21 protein-coding genes and 1 tRNA gene are annotated in these 16,418 nt (G+C 72.3%); 11 read left to right on the top strand and 11 right to left on the bottom strand.

The window, feature by feature from the left end; translation table 11 throughout:
• Positions 1-71: 71 nt before the first annotated feature.
• From FIV43_RS22445 to FIV43_RS12525, 8 genes are all read left to right on the top strand, one after another.
• Positions 72-593 carry a protoporphyrinogen/coproporphyrinogen oxidase gene (locus FIV43_RS22445; protein ID WP_231124000.1) on the top strand — a complete coding sequence of 174 codons (522 nt, stop codon included), beginning with the start codon at positions 72-74 and terminating at the stop codon, positions 591-593.
• 148 nt (positions 594-741) lie between these two features.
• The gene (locus FIV43_RS12550) at positions 742-1,533 is read left to right on the top strand and encodes a hypothetical protein (RefSeq protein ID WP_141014406.1); all 792 of its coding nucleotides are present in this window, start codon (positions 742-744) and stop codon (positions 1,531-1,533) included.
• Between the two features lie 68 nt (positions 1,534-1,601).
• Entirely contained in the window at positions 1,602-3,671 is a 2,070-nt protein-coding gene (locus tag FIV43_RS12545; protein ID WP_141014405.1) for a sensor histidine kinase, read from the top strand.
• The gene (locus FIV43_RS12540) at positions 3,671-4,363 is read left to right on the top strand and encodes a response regulator transcription factor (RefSeq protein ID WP_181407471.1); all 693 of its coding nucleotides are present in this window, start codon (positions 3,671-3,673) and stop codon (positions 4,361-4,363) included. The genes FIV43_RS12545 and FIV43_RS12540 overlap by 1 nt, the downstream gene beginning before the upstream one ends.
• A 45-nt stretch (positions 4,364-4,408) precedes the next feature.
• Positions 4,409-5,158 carry a hydrogen peroxide-dependent heme synthase gene (hemQ, locus tag FIV43_RS12535; RefSeq protein WP_141014404.1) on the top strand — a complete coding sequence of 250 codons (750 nt, stop codon included), beginning with the start codon at positions 4,409-4,411 and terminating at the stop codon, positions 5,156-5,158.
• A gap of 35 nt (positions 5,159-5,193) precedes the next feature.
• Positions 5,194-5,595, top strand: a complete 402-nt coding sequence (msrB, locus tag FIV43_RS12530; RefSeq protein WP_141014403.1) for a peptide-methionine (R)-S-oxide reductase MsrB — start codon at positions 5,194-5,196, stop codon at positions 5,593-5,595.
• A gap of 18 nt (positions 5,596-5,613) precedes the next feature.
• Entirely contained in the window at positions 5,614-6,012 is a 399-nt protein-coding gene (gene ligD / locus FIV43_RS24060; RefSeq protein WP_456237729.1) for a non-homologous end-joining DNA ligase LigD, read from the top strand.
• Complete coding sequence (locus FIV43_RS12525) at positions 5,979-6,719, top strand: DNA polymerase domain-containing protein (RefSeq protein ID WP_456237728.1); 741 nt, start codon at positions 5,979-5,981, stop codon at positions 6,717-6,719. The genes ligD and FIV43_RS12525 overlap by 34 nt, the downstream gene beginning before the upstream one ends.
• Positions 6,720-6,725: 6 nt before the next feature.
• Here the strand turns inward: FIV43_RS12525 and FIV43_RS22440 are convergent, their stop codons facing one another.
• The 8 genes from FIV43_RS22440 to FIV43_RS23540 form a co-directional block, all read right to left on the bottom strand.
• Complete coding sequence (locus FIV43_RS22440) at positions 6,726-6,929, bottom strand: hypothetical protein (protein ID WP_231123190.1); 204 nt, start codon at positions 6,927-6,929, stop codon at positions 6,726-6,728.
• On the bottom strand, positions 6,872-7,303 hold the full coding sequence (locus FIV43_RS12520; protein WP_231123188.1) for a hypothetical protein: 432 nt from the start codon (positions 7,301-7,303) through the stop codon (positions 6,872-6,874). Before FIV43_RS12520 ends, FIV43_RS22440 begins: the two co-directional genes overlap by 58 nt.
• A gap of 18 nt (positions 7,304-7,321) precedes the next feature.
• Positions 7,322-7,588: a hypothetical protein gene (locus tag FIV43_RS22435; protein WP_231123186.1), complete on the bottom strand. Its 267-nt coding sequence runs from the start codon at positions 7,586-7,588 to the stop codon at positions 7,322-7,324.
• Positions 7,564-8,430, bottom strand: coding sequence for an ATP-dependent DNA ligase (locus FIV43_RS12515; protein WP_231123184.1), 867 nt, complete (start codon positions 8,428-8,430; stop codon positions 7,564-7,566). The genes FIV43_RS22435 and FIV43_RS12515 overlap by 25 nt, the downstream gene beginning before the upstream one ends.
• Before the next feature lie 84 nt (positions 8,431-8,514).
• Complete coding sequence (gene soxR, locus FIV43_RS12510) at positions 8,515-8,943, bottom strand: redox-sensitive transcriptional activator SoxR (protein WP_141014402.1); 429 nt, start codon at positions 8,941-8,943, stop codon at positions 8,515-8,517.
• Between the two features lie 96 nt (positions 8,944-9,039).
• Positions 9,040-9,115: transfer RNA gene (locus FIV43_RS12505), tRNA-Thr, on the bottom strand.
• 66 nt (positions 9,116-9,181) lie between these two features.
• Positions 9,182-9,778, bottom strand: a complete 597-nt coding sequence (gene pdxY, locus FIV43_RS12500; RefSeq protein WP_331251024.1) for a pyridoxal kinase — start codon at positions 9,776-9,778, stop codon at positions 9,182-9,184.
• Positions 9,775-10,044: a carbohydrate kinase family protein gene (locus tag FIV43_RS23540; protein WP_331251023.1), complete on the bottom strand. Its 270-nt coding sequence runs from the start codon at positions 10,042-10,044 to the stop codon at positions 9,775-9,777. Before FIV43_RS23540 ends, pdxY begins: the two co-directional genes overlap by 4 nt.
• A 206-nt stretch (positions 10,045-10,250) precedes the next feature.
• On the opposite strand from FIV43_RS23540, the gene FIV43_RS12495 reads away from it, so the two are divergent.
• The 3 genes from FIV43_RS12495 to FIV43_RS12490 are packed head-to-tail and all read left to right on the top strand — an operon-like array spanning position 10,251 to position 13,521.
• Positions 10,251-11,912 carry a GMC family oxidoreductase gene (locus tag FIV43_RS12495; RefSeq protein WP_141014401.1) on the top strand — a complete coding sequence of 554 codons (1,662 nt, stop codon included), beginning with the start codon at positions 10,251-10,253 and terminating at the stop codon, positions 11,910-11,912.
• 2 nt (positions 11,913-11,914) lie between these two features.
• Positions 11,915-12,055: a hypothetical protein gene (locus FIV43_RS22430; protein ID WP_231123171.1), complete on the top strand. Its 141-nt coding sequence runs from the start codon at positions 11,915-11,917 to the stop codon at positions 12,053-12,055.
• Positions 12,052-13,521 carry a succinic semialdehyde dehydrogenase gene (locus tag FIV43_RS12490; protein ID WP_331251074.1) on the top strand — a complete coding sequence of 490 codons (1,470 nt, stop codon included), beginning with the start codon at positions 12,052-12,054 and terminating at the stop codon, positions 13,519-13,521. The genes FIV43_RS22430 and FIV43_RS12490 overlap by 4 nt, the downstream gene beginning before the upstream one ends.
• A gap of 25 nt (positions 13,522-13,546) precedes the next feature.
• Here the strand turns inward: FIV43_RS12490 and FIV43_RS12485 are convergent, their stop codons facing one another.
• From FIV43_RS12485 to FIV43_RS12475, 3 genes are read right to left on the bottom strand one after another with little or no spacing between them, the layout of a single operon-like run.
• On the bottom strand, positions 13,547-14,338 hold the full coding sequence (locus FIV43_RS12485) for a dioxygenase family protein (RefSeq protein WP_141014400.1): 792 nt from the start codon (positions 14,336-14,338) through the stop codon (positions 13,547-13,549).
• Between the two features lie 38 nt (positions 14,339-14,376).
• The gene (locus FIV43_RS23170) at positions 14,377-14,928 is read right to left on the bottom strand and encodes an SGNH hydrolase domain-containing protein (protein WP_269204011.1); all 552 of its coding nucleotides are present in this window, start codon (positions 14,926-14,928) and stop codon (positions 14,377-14,379) included.
• A complete protein-coding gene (locus FIV43_RS12475; protein WP_181407470.1) occupies positions 14,853-16,415 on the bottom strand; it encodes an acyltransferase family protein in 1,563 nt (520 codons plus the stop codon). The genes FIV43_RS23170 and FIV43_RS12475 overlap by 76 nt, the downstream gene beginning before the upstream one ends.
• Positions 16,416-16,418 lie beyond the last annotated feature (3 nt).

The following is a 16,418-nucleotide window of genomic DNA, read 5'->3' as shown; positions in this document are numbered from 1 at the left end:
GCGACCCCGGCGCCGGCGGCGGCGCGCCTGCTCGGGAGGTCGCCCCGGGTGCCGCCCAGCGGCTCGGCACCGTGGAGTACGCCTCGTCGGCCGTGGTCACCCTCGCGTTCGGTGCGGACGCGGCCGCCGCCGCACTGGACACCGGGGCGTCCGGGCTGCTCGTACCGCCGGTGGACGGCCGCCGGATCAAGGCGGCGACCTTCTCCTTCGCCAAGTGGGACTGGGTGCGTGCGGCCGGTCGTGGCGGCGCGGTCGGGGGCGGCGACCTGCTGCTGGTGCGGACCTCGCTGGGCCGGGCCGGCGACACCGCCGCGCTGCAGGTCTCCGACGAGGAGCTCGTGGCCGCTTCCCTGGACGACCTCGGGCTGGCCACCGGACTCACCGCGACTCCCACCGACAGCCTGGTGCAGCGGTGGGGCGGCGGTCTTCCGCAGTACGCCGTCGGCCACCTCGACCTGGTCGCGGAGATCCGTCGCGAGGTCGCCGGGGTGCCCGGTCTCGCCGTCTGCGGCGCGACGTACGACGGCGTCGGCATCCCTGCGTGCATCGCCTCCGCGCACGCCGCGGCGACCCGGGTCCTCGACGGAGACTGATCCCCGGGGCCCAGCGTCACCGTGGTCCGGCGTCCCGGCCATGTCCCGGGACCGCGGCCGAACGTTGCCCCGATGTCCCTCCACGACGGGACTCCGGGTCCGCCACTGTCGGGTCATCGCACACCACCACCCGAGAGGAACCACCGCGATGAGCATCCGCAGCCCCCACCTCGCCGAGACGCTGACCGACGCGCTGACCGACGTCGGCACCCGTCCGGCCCGCACCGATCTCGACACCGATCTCGGCCACGGCACCGGCCCCGGCGCCGGCCGCACGACCGCGTCCGGCGCACCCCGCGCCGCGAGCCGCGGCTGGGCACTGGCCGGCCTGGTCTCCGGCCTCGCCGGGATCGGCGCGATCGCCGCGTCGATGGCCGTCTCCGCCGTCTACGACCCGGCGCTGGACGCTGACCCCGCGCGGATCAACGACGCGCTCGGCGACATGGTGCCGCAGATCCTGACCTTCCACGTGCTCGGCATGGTCAGCGCGGTGCTGATGATCGTCTTCGCCGCCGGATTGCTGCGCCGGCTCCGTGCGGGGACCGGGCCGGACAGCCTGGTCCCGACGATCGCCACCGCCGGGGTGTTCGGCACCGCCCTGATGCTGGTGGTCGGCACCGCCCTGGACACCGAGTTCGTCTTCGGCGCCGGCACCGACGAGGTCGTGCCCGAGTCCGCGGTCTTCTTCAACCACTGGATCGGCACGGTGCCGTGGTGCTGGGGCCTGCTCGGTCTGGCCGGGGTGGCGCTCTTCGCCGCCGCTCGCCACGGTGACCTGCCCCGGTGGATCGGCCTGGTCGGGCTGCTCGGTGGCGGCCTGACCCTGCTGCTCGGGATCAGCCCGCTGCAGTACATGGCCGGGATGACCGGGCCGATCGGTCTCGTCGTCATCGCGCTGGGCTTCCTGCTCGGCGACCGGGCCCACCGCCACGCCGGGTGAGCCGACTCGATCCGGAGCAGTCCGCCGGTCCGGCCCCACGAGGGCCGGGCCGGCGGCACAATGCTGCGGTGGACCAGCCGACCGGCCGCACCAGCGGCCGCCCCGCCCTCGGCGTGTTGATCCTGCCCGCACTCTGCGTCCTGCTGGTCCCCGCCGCCGCCTGGCTCGACTCGCTGGCACCCGCGAGCGGTCCGGGCGTGGAGATCGCGGCCGGCGACGGCTGGGCCTGGGCCCTGATGGGGGCGCTGCTCGGGGTGCTCGCCGGGATCGTGCTGATCCACGACCGGCGCCAGCTCTTCGGCTGGGTGCTGGCCGGCTTCGGGCTGTTCTGGTCGCTCGACGGGTTCGCACAGAGCTACATCCACGCCGGGTTGACCTCCACCGGCGCCTGGCCGGGGATGACGCTCGCACTCTGGTTCCTGAACCGGTTCGGCGCCTACCTCACCGTGGTGACCGCGGTCCTGCTGATGGTGTTCCCCACCGGCCGCTTCCTGCCCGGCCGCTGGGCCGTCGCGTGCCGGGTCGCCGTGGCGCTGATGGTCAGCGCCGGGCTGACCTTCCTGGTGATCCCGTCCGCGGGCCGGATGCGCGCGCAGCTGCCGCCCGACGTCGATCCCGACCCGACCTCGATCGACGCCCTCGCCGGGGTCGCCGACACCTTGGTCTCGATCTCGCTGGCGACGATGGTCTCCACGCTGGTGTTCGCGCTGGTGACCGTCTTCGTGCGCTACCGCAGGTCGCAGGGGGCCGCGCGCGACCAGATGCGCTGGCTGGCGTGGAGCGCGGTGGTGCTGCTGGTCGCGGTGCCGGCCGGTGCGGTCTTCCAGGTCCCCGGCATCGACTACCTCACCCTGCTGCTGGTCACCGTGCTCCCGCCGGCGGCGATGACCGTGGCGATCGTCCGCCCGTCCGTGCTGCCGATCCAGGAGCTGCTCGGCCGCACCGTCGTGCTCGCCGTGGTCGTCGCGGTCCTGGTCGCCGCGGACGCGCTGGTGCTCGCGGCGCTCACCCTGCTCCTCGACGACGAGCTCACCCAGGCACAGGTCGTCGCCGTGGTCCTGGCCGTGGCGGTGCTCCTCTACGGTCCGCTGCGCTTCCGGCTCTCCGCGGCCGTGCGCCGCCGGATCCTCGGCGAGCGCGGCCGGCGGTACGACGCCGTGGCCGGCCTCGCTTCCACCCTGGAGTCCACCGACGACGCCTCCGACCAGCTGGGGGCGGTCGCCTCCGCGGTGGCCGCGGCGTTCGGCGTCACCTTCGTCAGCGTCGAGGTCGACCGCGGGCCCGACGACCGGGTCGTGGTCACCCACGGGTCCCGCCCCGACGCGGTCCGGCTGCTCCCGATCGCCTACCGCGGCCGGCCGGTCGGTCGCCTGGTGCTGCCCGCCCGCGGCCTGCGCAGCCGCCTCTCCGCCCGCGACGAGCGGCTGCTCGGCGACCTGGTCCGCCAGGCCGCGACCGCGGTCCGCACCGCACAGCTGGCCGAGGAGCTGCAGCGCAGCCGCGAGCGCCTCGTCGCCGCCCGCGAGGAGGAGCGCCGCCGGATCCGGCGCGACCTGCACGACGGGCTGGGGCCCACGCTCAGCGGGATCGTCTTCGCCGTCGACGCCGCGCGGATCACGCTGGACCGGGACCCTGCGGGTGCCGCGGACCAGCTCGCCGCGGTCAGCGCCCAGGCGCAGGAGGTGGTCGCCGACGTGCGCCGGCTGGTGCACGACCTGCGGCCGCCCGCGCTCGACGACCGCGGCCTGGTCGGCGCGCTGCGGCAGCAGGCCGAGGCGCTCGCGGTGCCGCTGCGGGTCCGGGTCGCGGACGACGTACCGGCCCCGTTGCCGGCGGCGGTCGAGGTCGCCGCGTTCCGGATCGCCGGCGAGGCGCTGGTCAACGTGTCCCGGCACGCCGAGGCCGCCAGCGCCGCGCTGTGCCTGGAGCGGGACGGTGCCGACCTGGTCCTGGTGGTGGCCGACGACGGCGTCGGCATCGCCGCGGAGGCGGTGGCCGGCGTCGGGCTGGTGAGCATGCGGGAGCGCGCCGAGGAGCTGGGCGGATCGCTGGACGTCAGCTGCCCGGAGCCGCGCGGCACCCGGGTCCGGGTCCGGCTGCCGCTGGGAGCCAGCGTGGTGCACGAGGGGAGCCGATGATGACCGAGGACGTGTCGAGCGTGGACCGGGCCGCACCGATCACGGTGGTGGTGGTCGACGACCACCGCATCGTCCGCGACGGACTGCGGGCGCTGCTGGCCGCGCTGCCGGGGATCGCCGTCGTCGGGGTGGCGGCCGACGGTCGTGAGGCGATCCACGTGGTGGGGGAGAGCGCACCGGACGTGGTGGTGATGGACATCCAGATGCCGGAGCTCGACGGCATCGAGGCGACCCGCTTCCTGGTCGGCCGTCGACCCGACCTACGGGTGGTGATGCTGACCATGAACGAGGACGACGAGACTCTCCTGGCCGCGGTCCGGGCCGGGGCGGTCGGCTACCTGCTCAAGGGCGCCGGGGCCGACGAGGTGGAGCGGGCGGTCCGTGCCGCCGCCGGCGGCGGCATGGTCTTCGGCGCCGCGCTGGCCGCGCGGGTCGCCGCGTTCTTCAGCGGGTTCACGCCGGGACCGGCGGTGGCGGCCGAGCCCTTCCCCGACCTCAGCGAGCGGGAGCGGGAGGTGCTCGGCCTGCTCGCCGGGGGACGCTCCAACGACCAGATCGCCGCCGCGCTCCACGTCTCCAACAAGACCGTGCGCAACGCCGTCTCGGCGATCTACGCCAAGCTGCACGCCAGCGGCCGGGCCGAGGCCATCGTGAAGGCACGTGAAGCCGGTTACGGCCGGTCCGAGGAGTGACCGGCCCCGGTCGGCGTCGTGCCGGCCGCAGGGCACAATGAACCCATGAGCGACGCCCCCGCCGAGCAGAACGACCCGCAGGCCGACATCAAGTCGAACGCCGCGAGGATCAACGAGCTCAACGCGACGATCCGCTACACGATGTGGTCGGTCTTCGCCCTGGAGACCCCCTTCGGGCCCGGCAGCGACGCGGACCGCAAGGCCGAGCTGGCCGAGCTCGAGGAGCTCCTCGCCGAGCTGGCCGCCGAGGACGTGGTGGTCCGCGGCCTGTACGACGTCGCCGGCCTGCGCGCCGACGCGGACCTGATGGTGTGGTGGCACGCCGCGGACAGCGACCAGCTGCAGCGGGCGTACCACCGGCTGCGTCGTACCGCCTTCGGGTCGCGGCTGGCGCCGGTGTGGTCCCAGATGGCGCTGCACCGCCCCGCCGAGTTCAACCGCAGCCACCTGCCGGCCTTCCTGGCCGACGAGCGCAGCCACGCCTACGTCGCGGTCTACCCCTTCGTCCGCTCGTTCGAGTGGTACCTCCTCGACGACGCCGAGCGCCGCCGGCTGCTCGCCGAGCACGGCCAGATGGCGCGCGGCTACCCGGACGTGCGGGCCAACACGGTGCCCAGCTTCGCGCTCGGCGACTACGAGTGGATGCTGGCGTTCGAGGCCGACGACCTGAGCCGGATCGTCGACCTGATGCGTCACCTGCGGGGCTCGGAGACCCGTCGCCACGTGCGCGAGGAGGTGCCGTTCTACACCGGTCGCCGGGTGGAGGCGGCCGACTACCTCGCCGAGCTGCCCTGATCGGCGTCCCACCGCTCCCGGAGTAGATTCGAGCCATGGCTTACAACGTCGACAAGTCGGACGCCGAGTGGCGCGCGGAGCTGTCCCCGGAGGAGTACCAGGTGCTCCGCGAGGCCGGCACCGAGCGGGCGTTCACCGGTGAGTACACCGACACCGAGACCACCGGCATCTACCGCTGCAAGGCCTGCCAGGCGAAGCTCTTCGAGTCCGACACCAAGTTCCACTCCGGGTGCGGCTGGCCGAGCTTCTACCAGCCGATCAGCGACACGATCGAGTACCTCGAGGACGACTCGCACGGGATGAAGCGGGTCGAGGTCCGCTGTGCCAACTGCGGCTCCCACCTAGGCCACGTCTTCCCCGACGGCTACGGCACGCCCACCGGCGACCGCTACTGCATCAACTCGATCAGCCTCACCCTGGAGTCCGACGACGCCTGAGGCGACTAACCTCGCCCCATGGCCAAGACCCCCGCGGCGACCGTCCAGGCAGGCGAGCGTGAGGTCCGGGTCTCCAGCCCCGACCGGGTGATCTACGAGGCGACCGACCGCACGCCGGAGGTCACCAAGCTGCAGGTCGCGCAGTACTTCGCCGCCGTCGAGGACGGACTGATGCGAGCGCTGCGGGACCGTCCGACCGCCCTGGAGCGGTGGCCGTCCGGCGTCCGCGAGGGCTTCAAGCTGGCCACCGGACCGCAGGACCGGAACGCCGAGGCGTTCTACCAGAAGCGGGTGCCGAAGGGGGCGCCGGACTACCTGGAGACCGCCCGGATCGCCTTCCCCTCCGGGCGGGGGCCGACGAGGTCTGCCCGACGGAGATCGCGGTGCCGGTCTGGTGCGCCCAGATGGGGACGCTGACCTTCCACCCCTGGCCGGTACGGCGCACCGACGCCCCGGCGAGCCTGGACCACCCCGACGAGCTGCGGATCGACCTCGACCCCCAGCCCGGCACCACCTTCACCGACGCGGTCCGGGTGGCCGGTCTGGCAGCCGAGCTCCTCGACGAGCTCGGCCTGCGCGGCTACCCGAAGACCTCCGGCAACCGCGGGGTGCACATCTACGTCCGGATCCGGCCGGAGTGGGAGTTCACCGACGTGCGGCACGCCGCCATCGGCTTCGGCCGTGAGCTGGCGCGGCGCGACGAGCAGGTCACCACCGCGTGGTGGAAGGAGGAGCGGGGCGAGCGGATCTTCGTCGACTTCAACCAGAACAACCGCGACCGCACCATCGCCTCGGCCTACTCGCTCCGGCCGGTGCTTGGCGCGACGGTCTCCACCCCGATGACGTGGAGCGAGCTCGCCGGGGTGAGCGACCCGCGCGACTTCCACCTCTTCTCGGTGCCCGACCGCCTCGCCGACGGCGACCCGTGGGCCACCGTCGACGACGAGGCGTTCTCGCTGCAGCCCCTGCTCGACCTCTGGGAGGAGCAGGTCGCCGCTGGCGAGGGCGAGCTCAACTTCCCGCCGGACTACCCGAAGATGCCCGGGGAGCCGCCCCGGGTGCAGCCGTCGAAGAAGCGCGAGGACCACTGGGACGCCGACGGCAACCGGCTCGAGGGAGCCTGACCCGGGTCAGATGATCTCGGCGCCCTCGCCGCCGCCGGCCTGCTCGTCGAACGTCTCGTGCTCGAGCAGGTGCAGCACCGGGACACCGACGTGGCGCCGCGCGCGGGAGGTCCAGTCCAGGTGGAAGAACTCCGCGACCAGGTGCGGGCGGGTCAGGATGATCGCCTCGCGGCCGTCGACCCGCTGTACGGTCTCGGCCAGCGCGTCCACCGGGGACCCTCGACCACCGAGGCGCTCCCGACCGTGGCGCCGGCGGCCCGCAGCTGGGTGACCGAACCCGCGAGCTCGCCCTCGGCCTCGTGCTGGAAGTCGTCGTGCAGCCGGTTGATCTCGTCCGGCTCGTAGGTGCGGGTCGGGGTGAGCACGTCGCCACCGCCGATCACGCCGAGCGATGCCTCGACCGCCGCCGCCGCGTCGGCCATCGGCAGCAGCAGGTGGTAGGTGACCGGGGCGTCGATGCCCTCGTGGAGGGAGCGGACCTGGCGGGCGTCGAGCTCGCTGAGCGTCTGCTCGACGAGCAGCACGACGTCGTACCGCTCCGCGTCGGCGGGCGTGGGGGTCTCTTCGTTGGCGGCGTCGCTCATGCCCCCATCTTCCACCTCCTAGCCGCCCAGCACATCAGCGAGGTCGTAGCGAACCGGTTGCTCCAGCTGGTCGTAGCCGCAGGAGGCGGGGTCGCGGTCGGGGCGCCACCGCTTGAAGTGGGCGGTGTGCCGGAAGCGCCGGCCCTCCATCGCGTCGTACTTGACCTCGAGGACGCGGTCGGGGCGCAACGGCACGAAGGAGAGGTCCTTGCCCTGGCTCCACCGGCTCTGGGTGCCGGGTTGGCGGCCGGGGTTGGCGATCAGGAACTCCTGCCAGCGCCCCACGGGTGCTCGGCGATCGGGACCACCAGCTCCTGCAGCTCGGCGAAGAGCTCGGCGCGACGGGCCGCGGTGAACGACGCCGACACCCCGATGTGCTGCAGCTCGCCGTCCTCGTAGAGGCCCAGGAGCAGGGAGCCGATCAGGGGCTTCTCGGCGGTGCTGGTCTTGTGCTCCCGGTAGCCGGCGAGCACCACGTCGGCGGTCCGCTCGTGCTTGATCTTGAGCATGGTCCGCGCGTTGGGTGCGTACGGCGCGCTCATCGGCTTCGCGATCACCCCGTCCAGACCTGCTCCTTCGAAGGTGTGGAACCACTCCTCGGCGACGACGGGGTCGGTGCTGGTGCGGGTCAGGTGGCACGGGCCGGTCGCGTCGAGGTGGCCGAGCGCGTCGGCCAGCGCCGCCCGGCGTTCGTGGAAGGGGCGGTCGAGGAAGCTGGTGTCGTCGAGGGCGAGCAGGTCGAAGGCGACGAAGCTGGCGGGCGTCTGCTCGGCGAGCAGGGTGATCCGGGACTCGGCCGGGTGGATCCGCTCCTGCAGCACCTCGAACTCCAGCCGTCCCTTCCCGTCGCGGACCGTGGAGGCCACGAAGATCTCGCCGTCGAGCACGCAGCGGCGGGGCAGCTGCTCGCGGATCGCGGCCACCAGCTCGGGGAAGTAGCGGGTCAGCGGCTTGGTGTTCCGGCTGGTCAGCTCGACCTCGTCGCCGTCGCGGAACACCAGGCAGCGGAAGCCGTCCCACTTCGGCTCGAAGGAGAGCCCGAGGGGGTCGAGCCGGGCCGGGTCCGGCACGCCCTTGACCGCCTTGGCGAGCATCGGCTGGACGGGCGGCATCACTGGCAGGTCCACGACCGCACCCTATGCCGTCGCTCCGACAGCAACCCGGCGCGCGCGGCGCCGGTGGCGGGGCCGGTGGCGGGGCCGCGGCGTGCCTCAGGGCTCCAGCAGCACCGCGCCGGTGCCGCGCTCGGCGGCCTCGTCGCCGGGGTTCATCAGCGAGCAGCTCTTCAGGCTCAGGCAGCCGCACCCGATGCAGCTGTCCAGCCGCCCACGGAGCAGCTCGATGCGTCGGATCTGCTCGTCCAGGCGGGGCCGCCAGTCGCGGCTGATCCGGTGCCAGTCGGCCTTCGTCGGGGTGCGCTCCTCGGGCAGTGTCGCGAGCGCGGCGGCGATCTCCTCCAGGGACAGTCCGACCTGCTGCGCGGCGCGGATGAAGGCGACCCGGCGCAGGGTCGCGCTGGCGTAGCGCCGCTGGTTGCCGGTGGTCCGCTCGGAGGCGACCAGGCCCTTGGACTCGTAGTAGCGGATCGCGCTGGTCGCCACGCCGGCACGTTCGGCGAGCTGTCCGATGGTGAGGGCCACCGGACCATCCTGCTGTGGCGACCGGGAGACTTCAACCTCTCTTCAAGTACGCCGCGGACGCCGGGCCGATCGATCCGTTGCCGGGACGGCGCTGCGTGGAGCCGCGTGCGAGAGTCGAACTCGCGACATTTCGTTTACAAGACGAACGCTCTGCCAACTGAGCTAACGCGGCACGGCCTCGGGTCGGGGCCGGCGACCATCGTAGGACCGCGGCGGACCGGACCCGTCGTCCGGGTGCTCAGCGCACCCGGGTGACCTCGAACCGCTCCGGCGGGTTCGCGATGACCTCCTGCGCGGCGACGATCTGCAGCTCGCGCTCGCCGGAGGTCAGCGTCTCCTCCAGCACCCCGAAGATCGACGCGGCGGTCCGCCCGAGCGCCTGGGCGGGGGAGCCGGTGGTGTGCAGGTGGGCGGTGAACAGTGCGGCGGTGACGTCGCCGGAGCCGTTGGCCTTGAGCGGCAGCCGCGGTGTGGTCACCGACCACGCTCCCGCCTCGGTCACCGCGATCATCTCGATCACGTCCTCGGGGGTCTCCTCGCGGTCGACCGAGGTGATCAGCACGGTGCCCGGGCCCATCGCGCGGACCTGGTCGGCGGCGGCCAGGATCTCGGCCAGCGGCGAGGGCTCGCCGAGCGCGTCGCGGCCCGTGATGAAGCCGAGCTCGAACTGGTTCGGCGTGACGATGTCGGCGACCGGGACCACCCGCTCGCAGATGATCGGGGGGATCTCCGGGTTCACGAAGCAGCCCGACTTGGCGTTGCCCATCACCGGGTCGCAGGTGTACGTCGCCTCCGGGTTGGCCGCCTTCACCCGCGCCACGGCGTCCAGGATCACGTCGGCGACCGCGGGGAGCCCTGGTAGCCGGAGAGGACCGCGTCGACCGAGGGGAGCACGCCGCGCTCCTCGATGCCGACGATGACCTCACGGACGTCGGCCGGGTCGAGCAGCGGGCCGCGCCAGGCGCCGTACCCGGTGTGGTTGGAGAAGTGCACGGTGAAGACCGGCCACACCTCGTGCCCGAGCCGCTGCAGCGGAAAGACCGCCGCGGAGTTGCCGACGTGGCCGTAGGCCACCGAGGACTGCACCGACAGGATCTGCATGGGCCCATCGTCGCACCTGGTGCGGACACCTCGCCGAGTGCCGCCACCGCGGGCACGCACGAAACAGTTTCACATTCCGCGGACACCTATACGCAAAGGACTAGAACGCGTTACAGTGACCGGGCTCATACTGGGCTGACACCTGGTCGTGCCGTGACGACGCCACCGTCGCGCTGCGGGCGGCCGCCGATCGAAGGGGACGGGACATGGCCAAGCGCGCAGTAGCGAGGGACCGGTACAGCAACGAGGCCGACTACGTGGTGGTCGGATCGGGCAGCTCCGGCTCGATCGTGGCCGGCCGGCTCGCGGAGTCCGGCGCGTCCGTGATCCTGCTCGAGGCCGGCAAGTCCGACGACAAGGGCATGCACGGCTACTTCACCAAGAAGCCCGGGATGATCGGCCCGATGCACTCCGAGCCGAGCCTGGAGGCGAAGTTCGACTGGGGCTACCGCTCGGTGCCCCAGCCGGGTCTCGACGGCCGCCGGATGCCGGCGCCCCGGGGCAAGGTCGTCGGCGGCTCGTCGTCGGTCAACGGCATGGTCTACGTGCGCGGCAACCGCGCCAACTACGACTCCTGGGCGGCCGAGGGCAACGCCGGTTGGTCGGCCGACGAGGTGAACGCGGCGTTCAAGCGCTACGAGGACTTCGAGGACGGCGAGAACGAGTACCGCGGCGCCGGCGGCCCGATCAAGATCGGCCGCAAGAAGAAGCCGCAGGAGGCCACCCTCCAGTTCATCCAGTCGACCGCCGACACCCTCGGCGTGAAGATCCTCGACGACTACAACGCGGCCGAGCAGGAGGGCATCGCCCGGATGCAGCAGAACGCCGTCGGCGGACTGCGCTACTCCTCCTCCCGCGGCTACGTGCACCACCTCAACCCGCCCACCCTCGAGCTGCAGACCGAGGTGCTGGCCACCCGCGTCGTCATCGAGAACGGCCGGGCCACCGGGGTCGAGGTCCTCGACCAGGGGAAGAAGGGCGGGACCCGTCGGCTGATCCGGGCCGCCAAGGAGGTGATCCTCAGTGCCGGCTTCATCAACACCCCGCAGCTGCTGATGGTCTCCGGTGTCGGCCCGGCCGACCACCTGGCCGGCCTCGGCATCGACGTGCTGGCCGACCTGCCGGTCGGTGACAACCTGCACGACCACATGTTCCACCCGATGTCCTTCCACGTGCCGAGCGTGGAGTACCAGGGCAACCCGTGGACCTTCGCCAAGGGCGTGTTGCGTGACCGCACCATCGGCGGCTCGTTCCTCGACGACTCCGTCTTCGAGTCGGTCGGCTTCGTGCGCAGCTCGCTGGCTCAGGACATCCCGGACATCCAGCTCCACGCGCTCCCGTGGATCTACCCGAGCCCGCCGACCGACGAGCCGGTCCGGCACATGCCCGACCCGCGGCCGGGGCTGACCGTCTTCTCGACGCTGATCTATCCCAAGAGTCGCGGCACCATCCGGCTCGCCTCCTCCGACGTCACCGTCGCACCGCTGATCGACTACGGCTACCAGACGCACCCCGACGACGTCGAGGTGCTCGCCCAGGGCAGCGAGATGATCCGGGAGATCATGGCCGGGGCCGCGTTCGGCGGCGGGGTGAAGGCCGAGATCCACCCCGGCCCCGAGCTCGGCAACGGCAAGGACCTGCGGGTCGCCCTCAAGCAGCGCTCGATCTCGGTCTACCACGGCGTCGGCACCTGCCGGATGGGCGTGGACGAGCGCGCCGTCGTCGGTCCCGACCTCAAGGTCCGCGGCGTCGAGGGGCTGCGCGTCGCCGACGCCTCGATCATGCCGAGCATCACCGGCGGCAACACCAACGCGCCCTGTTACATGATCGGCGAGCGCGCCACCGACTTCATCCTCGGGAGGGCGTGAGCATGGCGGCCGACACCCCCACCGGTACGACGAACGCCTCGACCACGAGCGGAGCCCCGGCCCGCCCGGCGGGGCTGACCCCCGACTTCCTCGACAGCCTGGTCGCGCGGGTCCCGGGTCGAGCGGCAACACCTGGAAGCTGACCGAGGTCTACACCGGTGAGGCGCTGGTCGAGCTGCCGCAGTCGACGCCGGCCGACATCGAGGAGGCGTTCGCCAGGGCCCGCGAGGCGCAGCGGCTGTGGGCGCAGTGGCCGCTGGCCAGGCGGCTCGAGGTCTTCGACCGCGCCCACACGCTGCTGGTCGACAACGCGCACACCACCGCCGACCTGCTCCAGGCCGAGAGCGGCAAGAACCGGCGGATGGCGATCGAGGAGACCTGCGACCCGCCGATGGTGATCAGCCACTACCTCAAGCGCGCGCCGAAGGTGCTCGCGCCGACGAAGCGCGGCGGCCCGATCCCGTTCGTCTCGAGCTCGACCGAGGTGCACGTGCCCAAGGGCGTCGTCGGGATCATCGCGCCGTGGAACTTCCCGTTCGCGACCGGCCTCTCGGACGCGATCCCGGCGCTGATGGCGGGCAACGGCGTGGTGGTGAAGCCGGACAACAAGACCGCGCTGTCCCCGCTCTTCGGGATCCGGCTGCTGGAGGAGGCGGGCCTGCCCGAGGGGCTGTTCCAGGTGGTCTGCGGCGAGGGGCCCGACGTCGGGCCGACCCTGATCGACAGCGCCGACTACGTGATGTTCACCGGCTCCACGGCCACCGGCCGGGTGATCGGCGAGCGCGCCGGGCGCAACCTGATCGGCTGCTGTCTCGAGCTCGGCGGCAAGAACCCGATGATCGTGCTCGACGACGTCGACGTCGACGAGTGGCTCGAGGGCGCGGCGTTCGGCGTCTTCGGCAACACCGGTCAGATCTGCATGCACATCGAGCGGATCTACCTCCCCGAGGCCCGCTACGACGAGCTGCGCGACGCGTTCGTGCAGCGAGCCGCCACGATGACGATGGGCGCGGCGTACGACTTCGGACCCGAGCTCGGCTCGCTGGTCTCGCCGGACCACTGCGAGCGGGTCGCCTCCCACGTCGAGGACGCCGTCGCGAAGGGTGCCACCGTGCTGACCGGGGGCCGCGCCCGCCCCGACGTGGGCCCGGCCTTCTTCGAGCCCACCGTGCTCGAGGGTGTCACCAAGGAGATGCTCGCCGGTTGCACGGAGACCTTCGGCCCGGTGGTGGCGCTGCACCCCTACCGGAGCGTCGACGAGGCGGTCCGGCTGGCCAACGACACCGACTACGGGCTCAACGCCTCGGTGTGGGGCACCGATCTGGAACGGGCCGAGACGGTGGCGGCGCGGATCGAGTCCGGCAACGTCAACATCAACGACGCCCTGGCCACCGCCTACGCCTCCAAGGGCACGCCGTCGGGCGGGGTGAAGAACTCCGGGGTCGGTGCCCGCCACGGCGACCAGGGGCTGCTGAAGTACACCGACGTGAAGAACGTCGCGGTGCTCAGGAAGCAGGTGCTCGGCGCCCGGCCGGGGCAGGACTACGACGCCTACGTCAAGCAGATGCTCTCGTCGCTGAAGCTGATGAAGCGGTTGCGGGTGCGCTGACCCGATCCCGGGCCCGGGCCCGGGATCAGGCCATCTGCAGCGACCGCTTGGAGAGCCCCATCCAGAATCCGTCGATCACCTGGATCCCCGCTGCGCCCGGGTCGGTGGCCGCGCCGAGGGTGACGAAGAGCGGGCTGAGGTGCTCGACCGTCGGGTGCGCGTACGGCATGCCCGGCGCCTTCGAGCCGTAGGCGGCCAGCGTGTCCACGTCGCCGCGCGCCAGCGCCTCACCCGCCCAGGCGTCGAATTCCGCGGACCAGCCCGGCACCCGGGCGCCGATGCGCCACTCGGTCAGGAACGGCAGCCCGTGGGTCAGGAAGCCCGAGCCGACGATGAGGACGCCCTCCTCGCGCAGCGGACGCAGCCGCTCCCCGAGTCGCAGCAGCCGCTCGGGGTCGTGGGTGGGCAGCGACATCTGCAGCACCGGGACGTCCGCCTCCGGGTACATGATCCGCAGCGGCACCCAGGCCCCGTGGTCGAGGCCGCGGGAGGTGTGCTGGTGGACGGGCTCGGTGTCCGGCATCATCGCGGCGATCCTGGTGGCCAGGGAGGTGGCGTCGGGTGTCCGGTAGGTCATCGCGTAGTACTTCGGGTCGAAGCCGCCGAAGTCGTAGACCAGGTCCGCGCCGCTCGCGCTGAGCGAGACCGGTGCCGACTCCCAGTGCGCGCTCACGATCAGGATCGCCTTGGGGCAGGGCAGGTCGGCCGCCCATGCGGCCAGCTGCCCGGACCAGATCGGGTCGTCGAGCAGGGGCGGTGCGCCGTGTCCGATGTAGAGGGCCGGCAGGCGGCCGGGGGCCGAGGGGGCTTCGCTCATGTCAACTCCAATGATTTAACATTGAACTATATTCCCGCTCAGCCGTCGAGCACCTCGGTCCGGTCGATCAGCTCCCCGATCTCGTTGCGGACCTTCTTGAGCACGCCGGGCGTCACGTGGTTGCCGTCCCGCCAGACCACCGAGCCGCGCAGGATCGGCCGGCAGTACGGCGCGTCCGGGCAGATCACCGGGTTGACGTCGATCGTGGCGACGCTCTCCCGCTCGGTCTCCAGCGTGTCGTAGTAGCCGTCGACCTCGGGATGGTCGAGCGGCGGGTTGACGACGCAGTCGCGCTGGCTCGACGCCCGGGCCAGGCAGTCCAGCGGATCCCAGCCGTCCCGGTCCCACCCGTTCGTGCCGAGCACGCTGTGCACGATCAGGGAGCGGGCGCCTGCCTTCTCGACGGTCTCTACGGTGCGCTGGGTGGCCTCCAGCTGGAGCCGATGACGGTTCTTCGTCCGCCCCCGGTCGTCGACCAGGACGCCCTCCCAGGCCTCGGCGCTGCGTGCAAGGTTCACGAAGACCACCAGGTCCGGCTCCATCGCGGGCAGGGTCTCCTCGTAGAAGTCCTGGCGACCGTCGCGGCACACGTTCTCGCCCGGTTCGGTGCTGTAGAGCCCTGCTGCCACGGGCAGGCCATCACCACGCTGGTCGACAGCGTCCAGTCACGCTCCTCGGCCAGCCTGGTGAAGGCGGGCACCATCGCCCGCGCCTGGCTGTCGCCGACCAGGACCACGTGCGGGCCCGAGCCCTCCACCCGTCGGCAGGACTCCAGGTCGTCGGGCGTGCAGGTGCCGCCGGCCGTGCCGCGGTCCTTCGCCACGGCGTCGAAGTCGATGTCGGGCACCGGCTGGTCGAGGGCCTCGGCGACCTCCGCGGAGACCCCGGCGTCACCCGTCCCGGCCGAGGTCACCGCGGGCGTCCGCGAGCTGTTCAGCACCGGGCTCACCAGGAACGCCGCGGCCAGCACCGAGACCGAGAGCCCGGCGCCGACCGCACGCCAGGCGAAGCCGTCCAGGCGCGGGTTGCGCCGGATCGGGGTCTCCAGGAGCTCGTAGGAGAGCGCCGCGACCCCGGTGGCCAGCGCGCCGGCGAGCACTGCGATGACCAACGGACGCACGTCGAGGATCTCCTGCAGCACCAGGATCGTCGGCCAGTGCCACAGGTAGGTGCCGTAGGAGATCTTGCCGAGGTAGACCACCCCGGGGACGGCCAGCAGGCGTCCGACCGGGGATCCATCGGCCAGGTAGACGACCACCACCAGGGCGGTGCTGACCACGGTGGCGGCCAGGTTGCGGTGCGAGGTGGTCATCGTGAGCAGCTCGCTGCCGAGGATCAGGTAGGCCGCCAGCACGGCGGCCGCCAGCCAGGTGAGCGACCGCGGCTCGGGACGGGGCAGCACCCGTCGCCCGGTGCGCGTGCGGCCGCGCAGCACCAGCGCCGCGATCGCGCCGGCCAGCAGCTGGAAGGCCCGGGCATCGGTGGCGTAGTAGGCGCGCCCCGGGTCGGCCTGTCCCCAGTACAGCTGGGACCAGACCGACAGCGCGGCCAGCGCGACGAAGGTCAGCAGCAGCGCGCGCCGGTTGCGCGGGAAGAACCGGAAGACCGCCAGGATCAGCAGCGGGAACAGGATGTAGAACTGTTCCTCGATCGACAGCGACCAGTAGTGCATGAACGGCGAGTCGCGCATCGCGCCGGCGAAGTAGTCGCCCTGCTCGGCGATGAACTGCCAGTTCGCCACGTAGAGCAGGGCCGCCTGGGCGTGCCGGGCCAGCCCCATCCGCTCCGGCTCGGAGAAGAAGAGCACCCACACCACGCTGGTGGCCAGGATCGCGACCACCGCCGCGGGGAGCAGCCGGCGTACCCGTCGGGCGTAGAAGCGACCGAGCCGGAACCGCCCGTTCTCGTCGAACTCGGTGAGCACCACGTTGGTGACCAGGAACCCGGAGAGCACGAAGAACAGGTCGACACCGATGTAGGTGTTGGCCCAGCCGGCGACGTCGGCGTGGAAGAGGATCAGCGAGATGACCGCCAGTGCACGGAGGCCGTCCAGCTCGGGCCGATACCTCCATGCCATGTG

Origin of the sequence: Nocardioides sambongensis (genome assembly GCF_006494815.1) — a bacterium.
Classification (GTDB): Bacteria; Actinomycetota; Actinomycetes; order Propionibacteriales; family Nocardioidaceae; genus Nocardioides; species Nocardioides sambongensis.
This window is presented reverse-complemented; position numbering and strand designations above follow the sequence as displayed.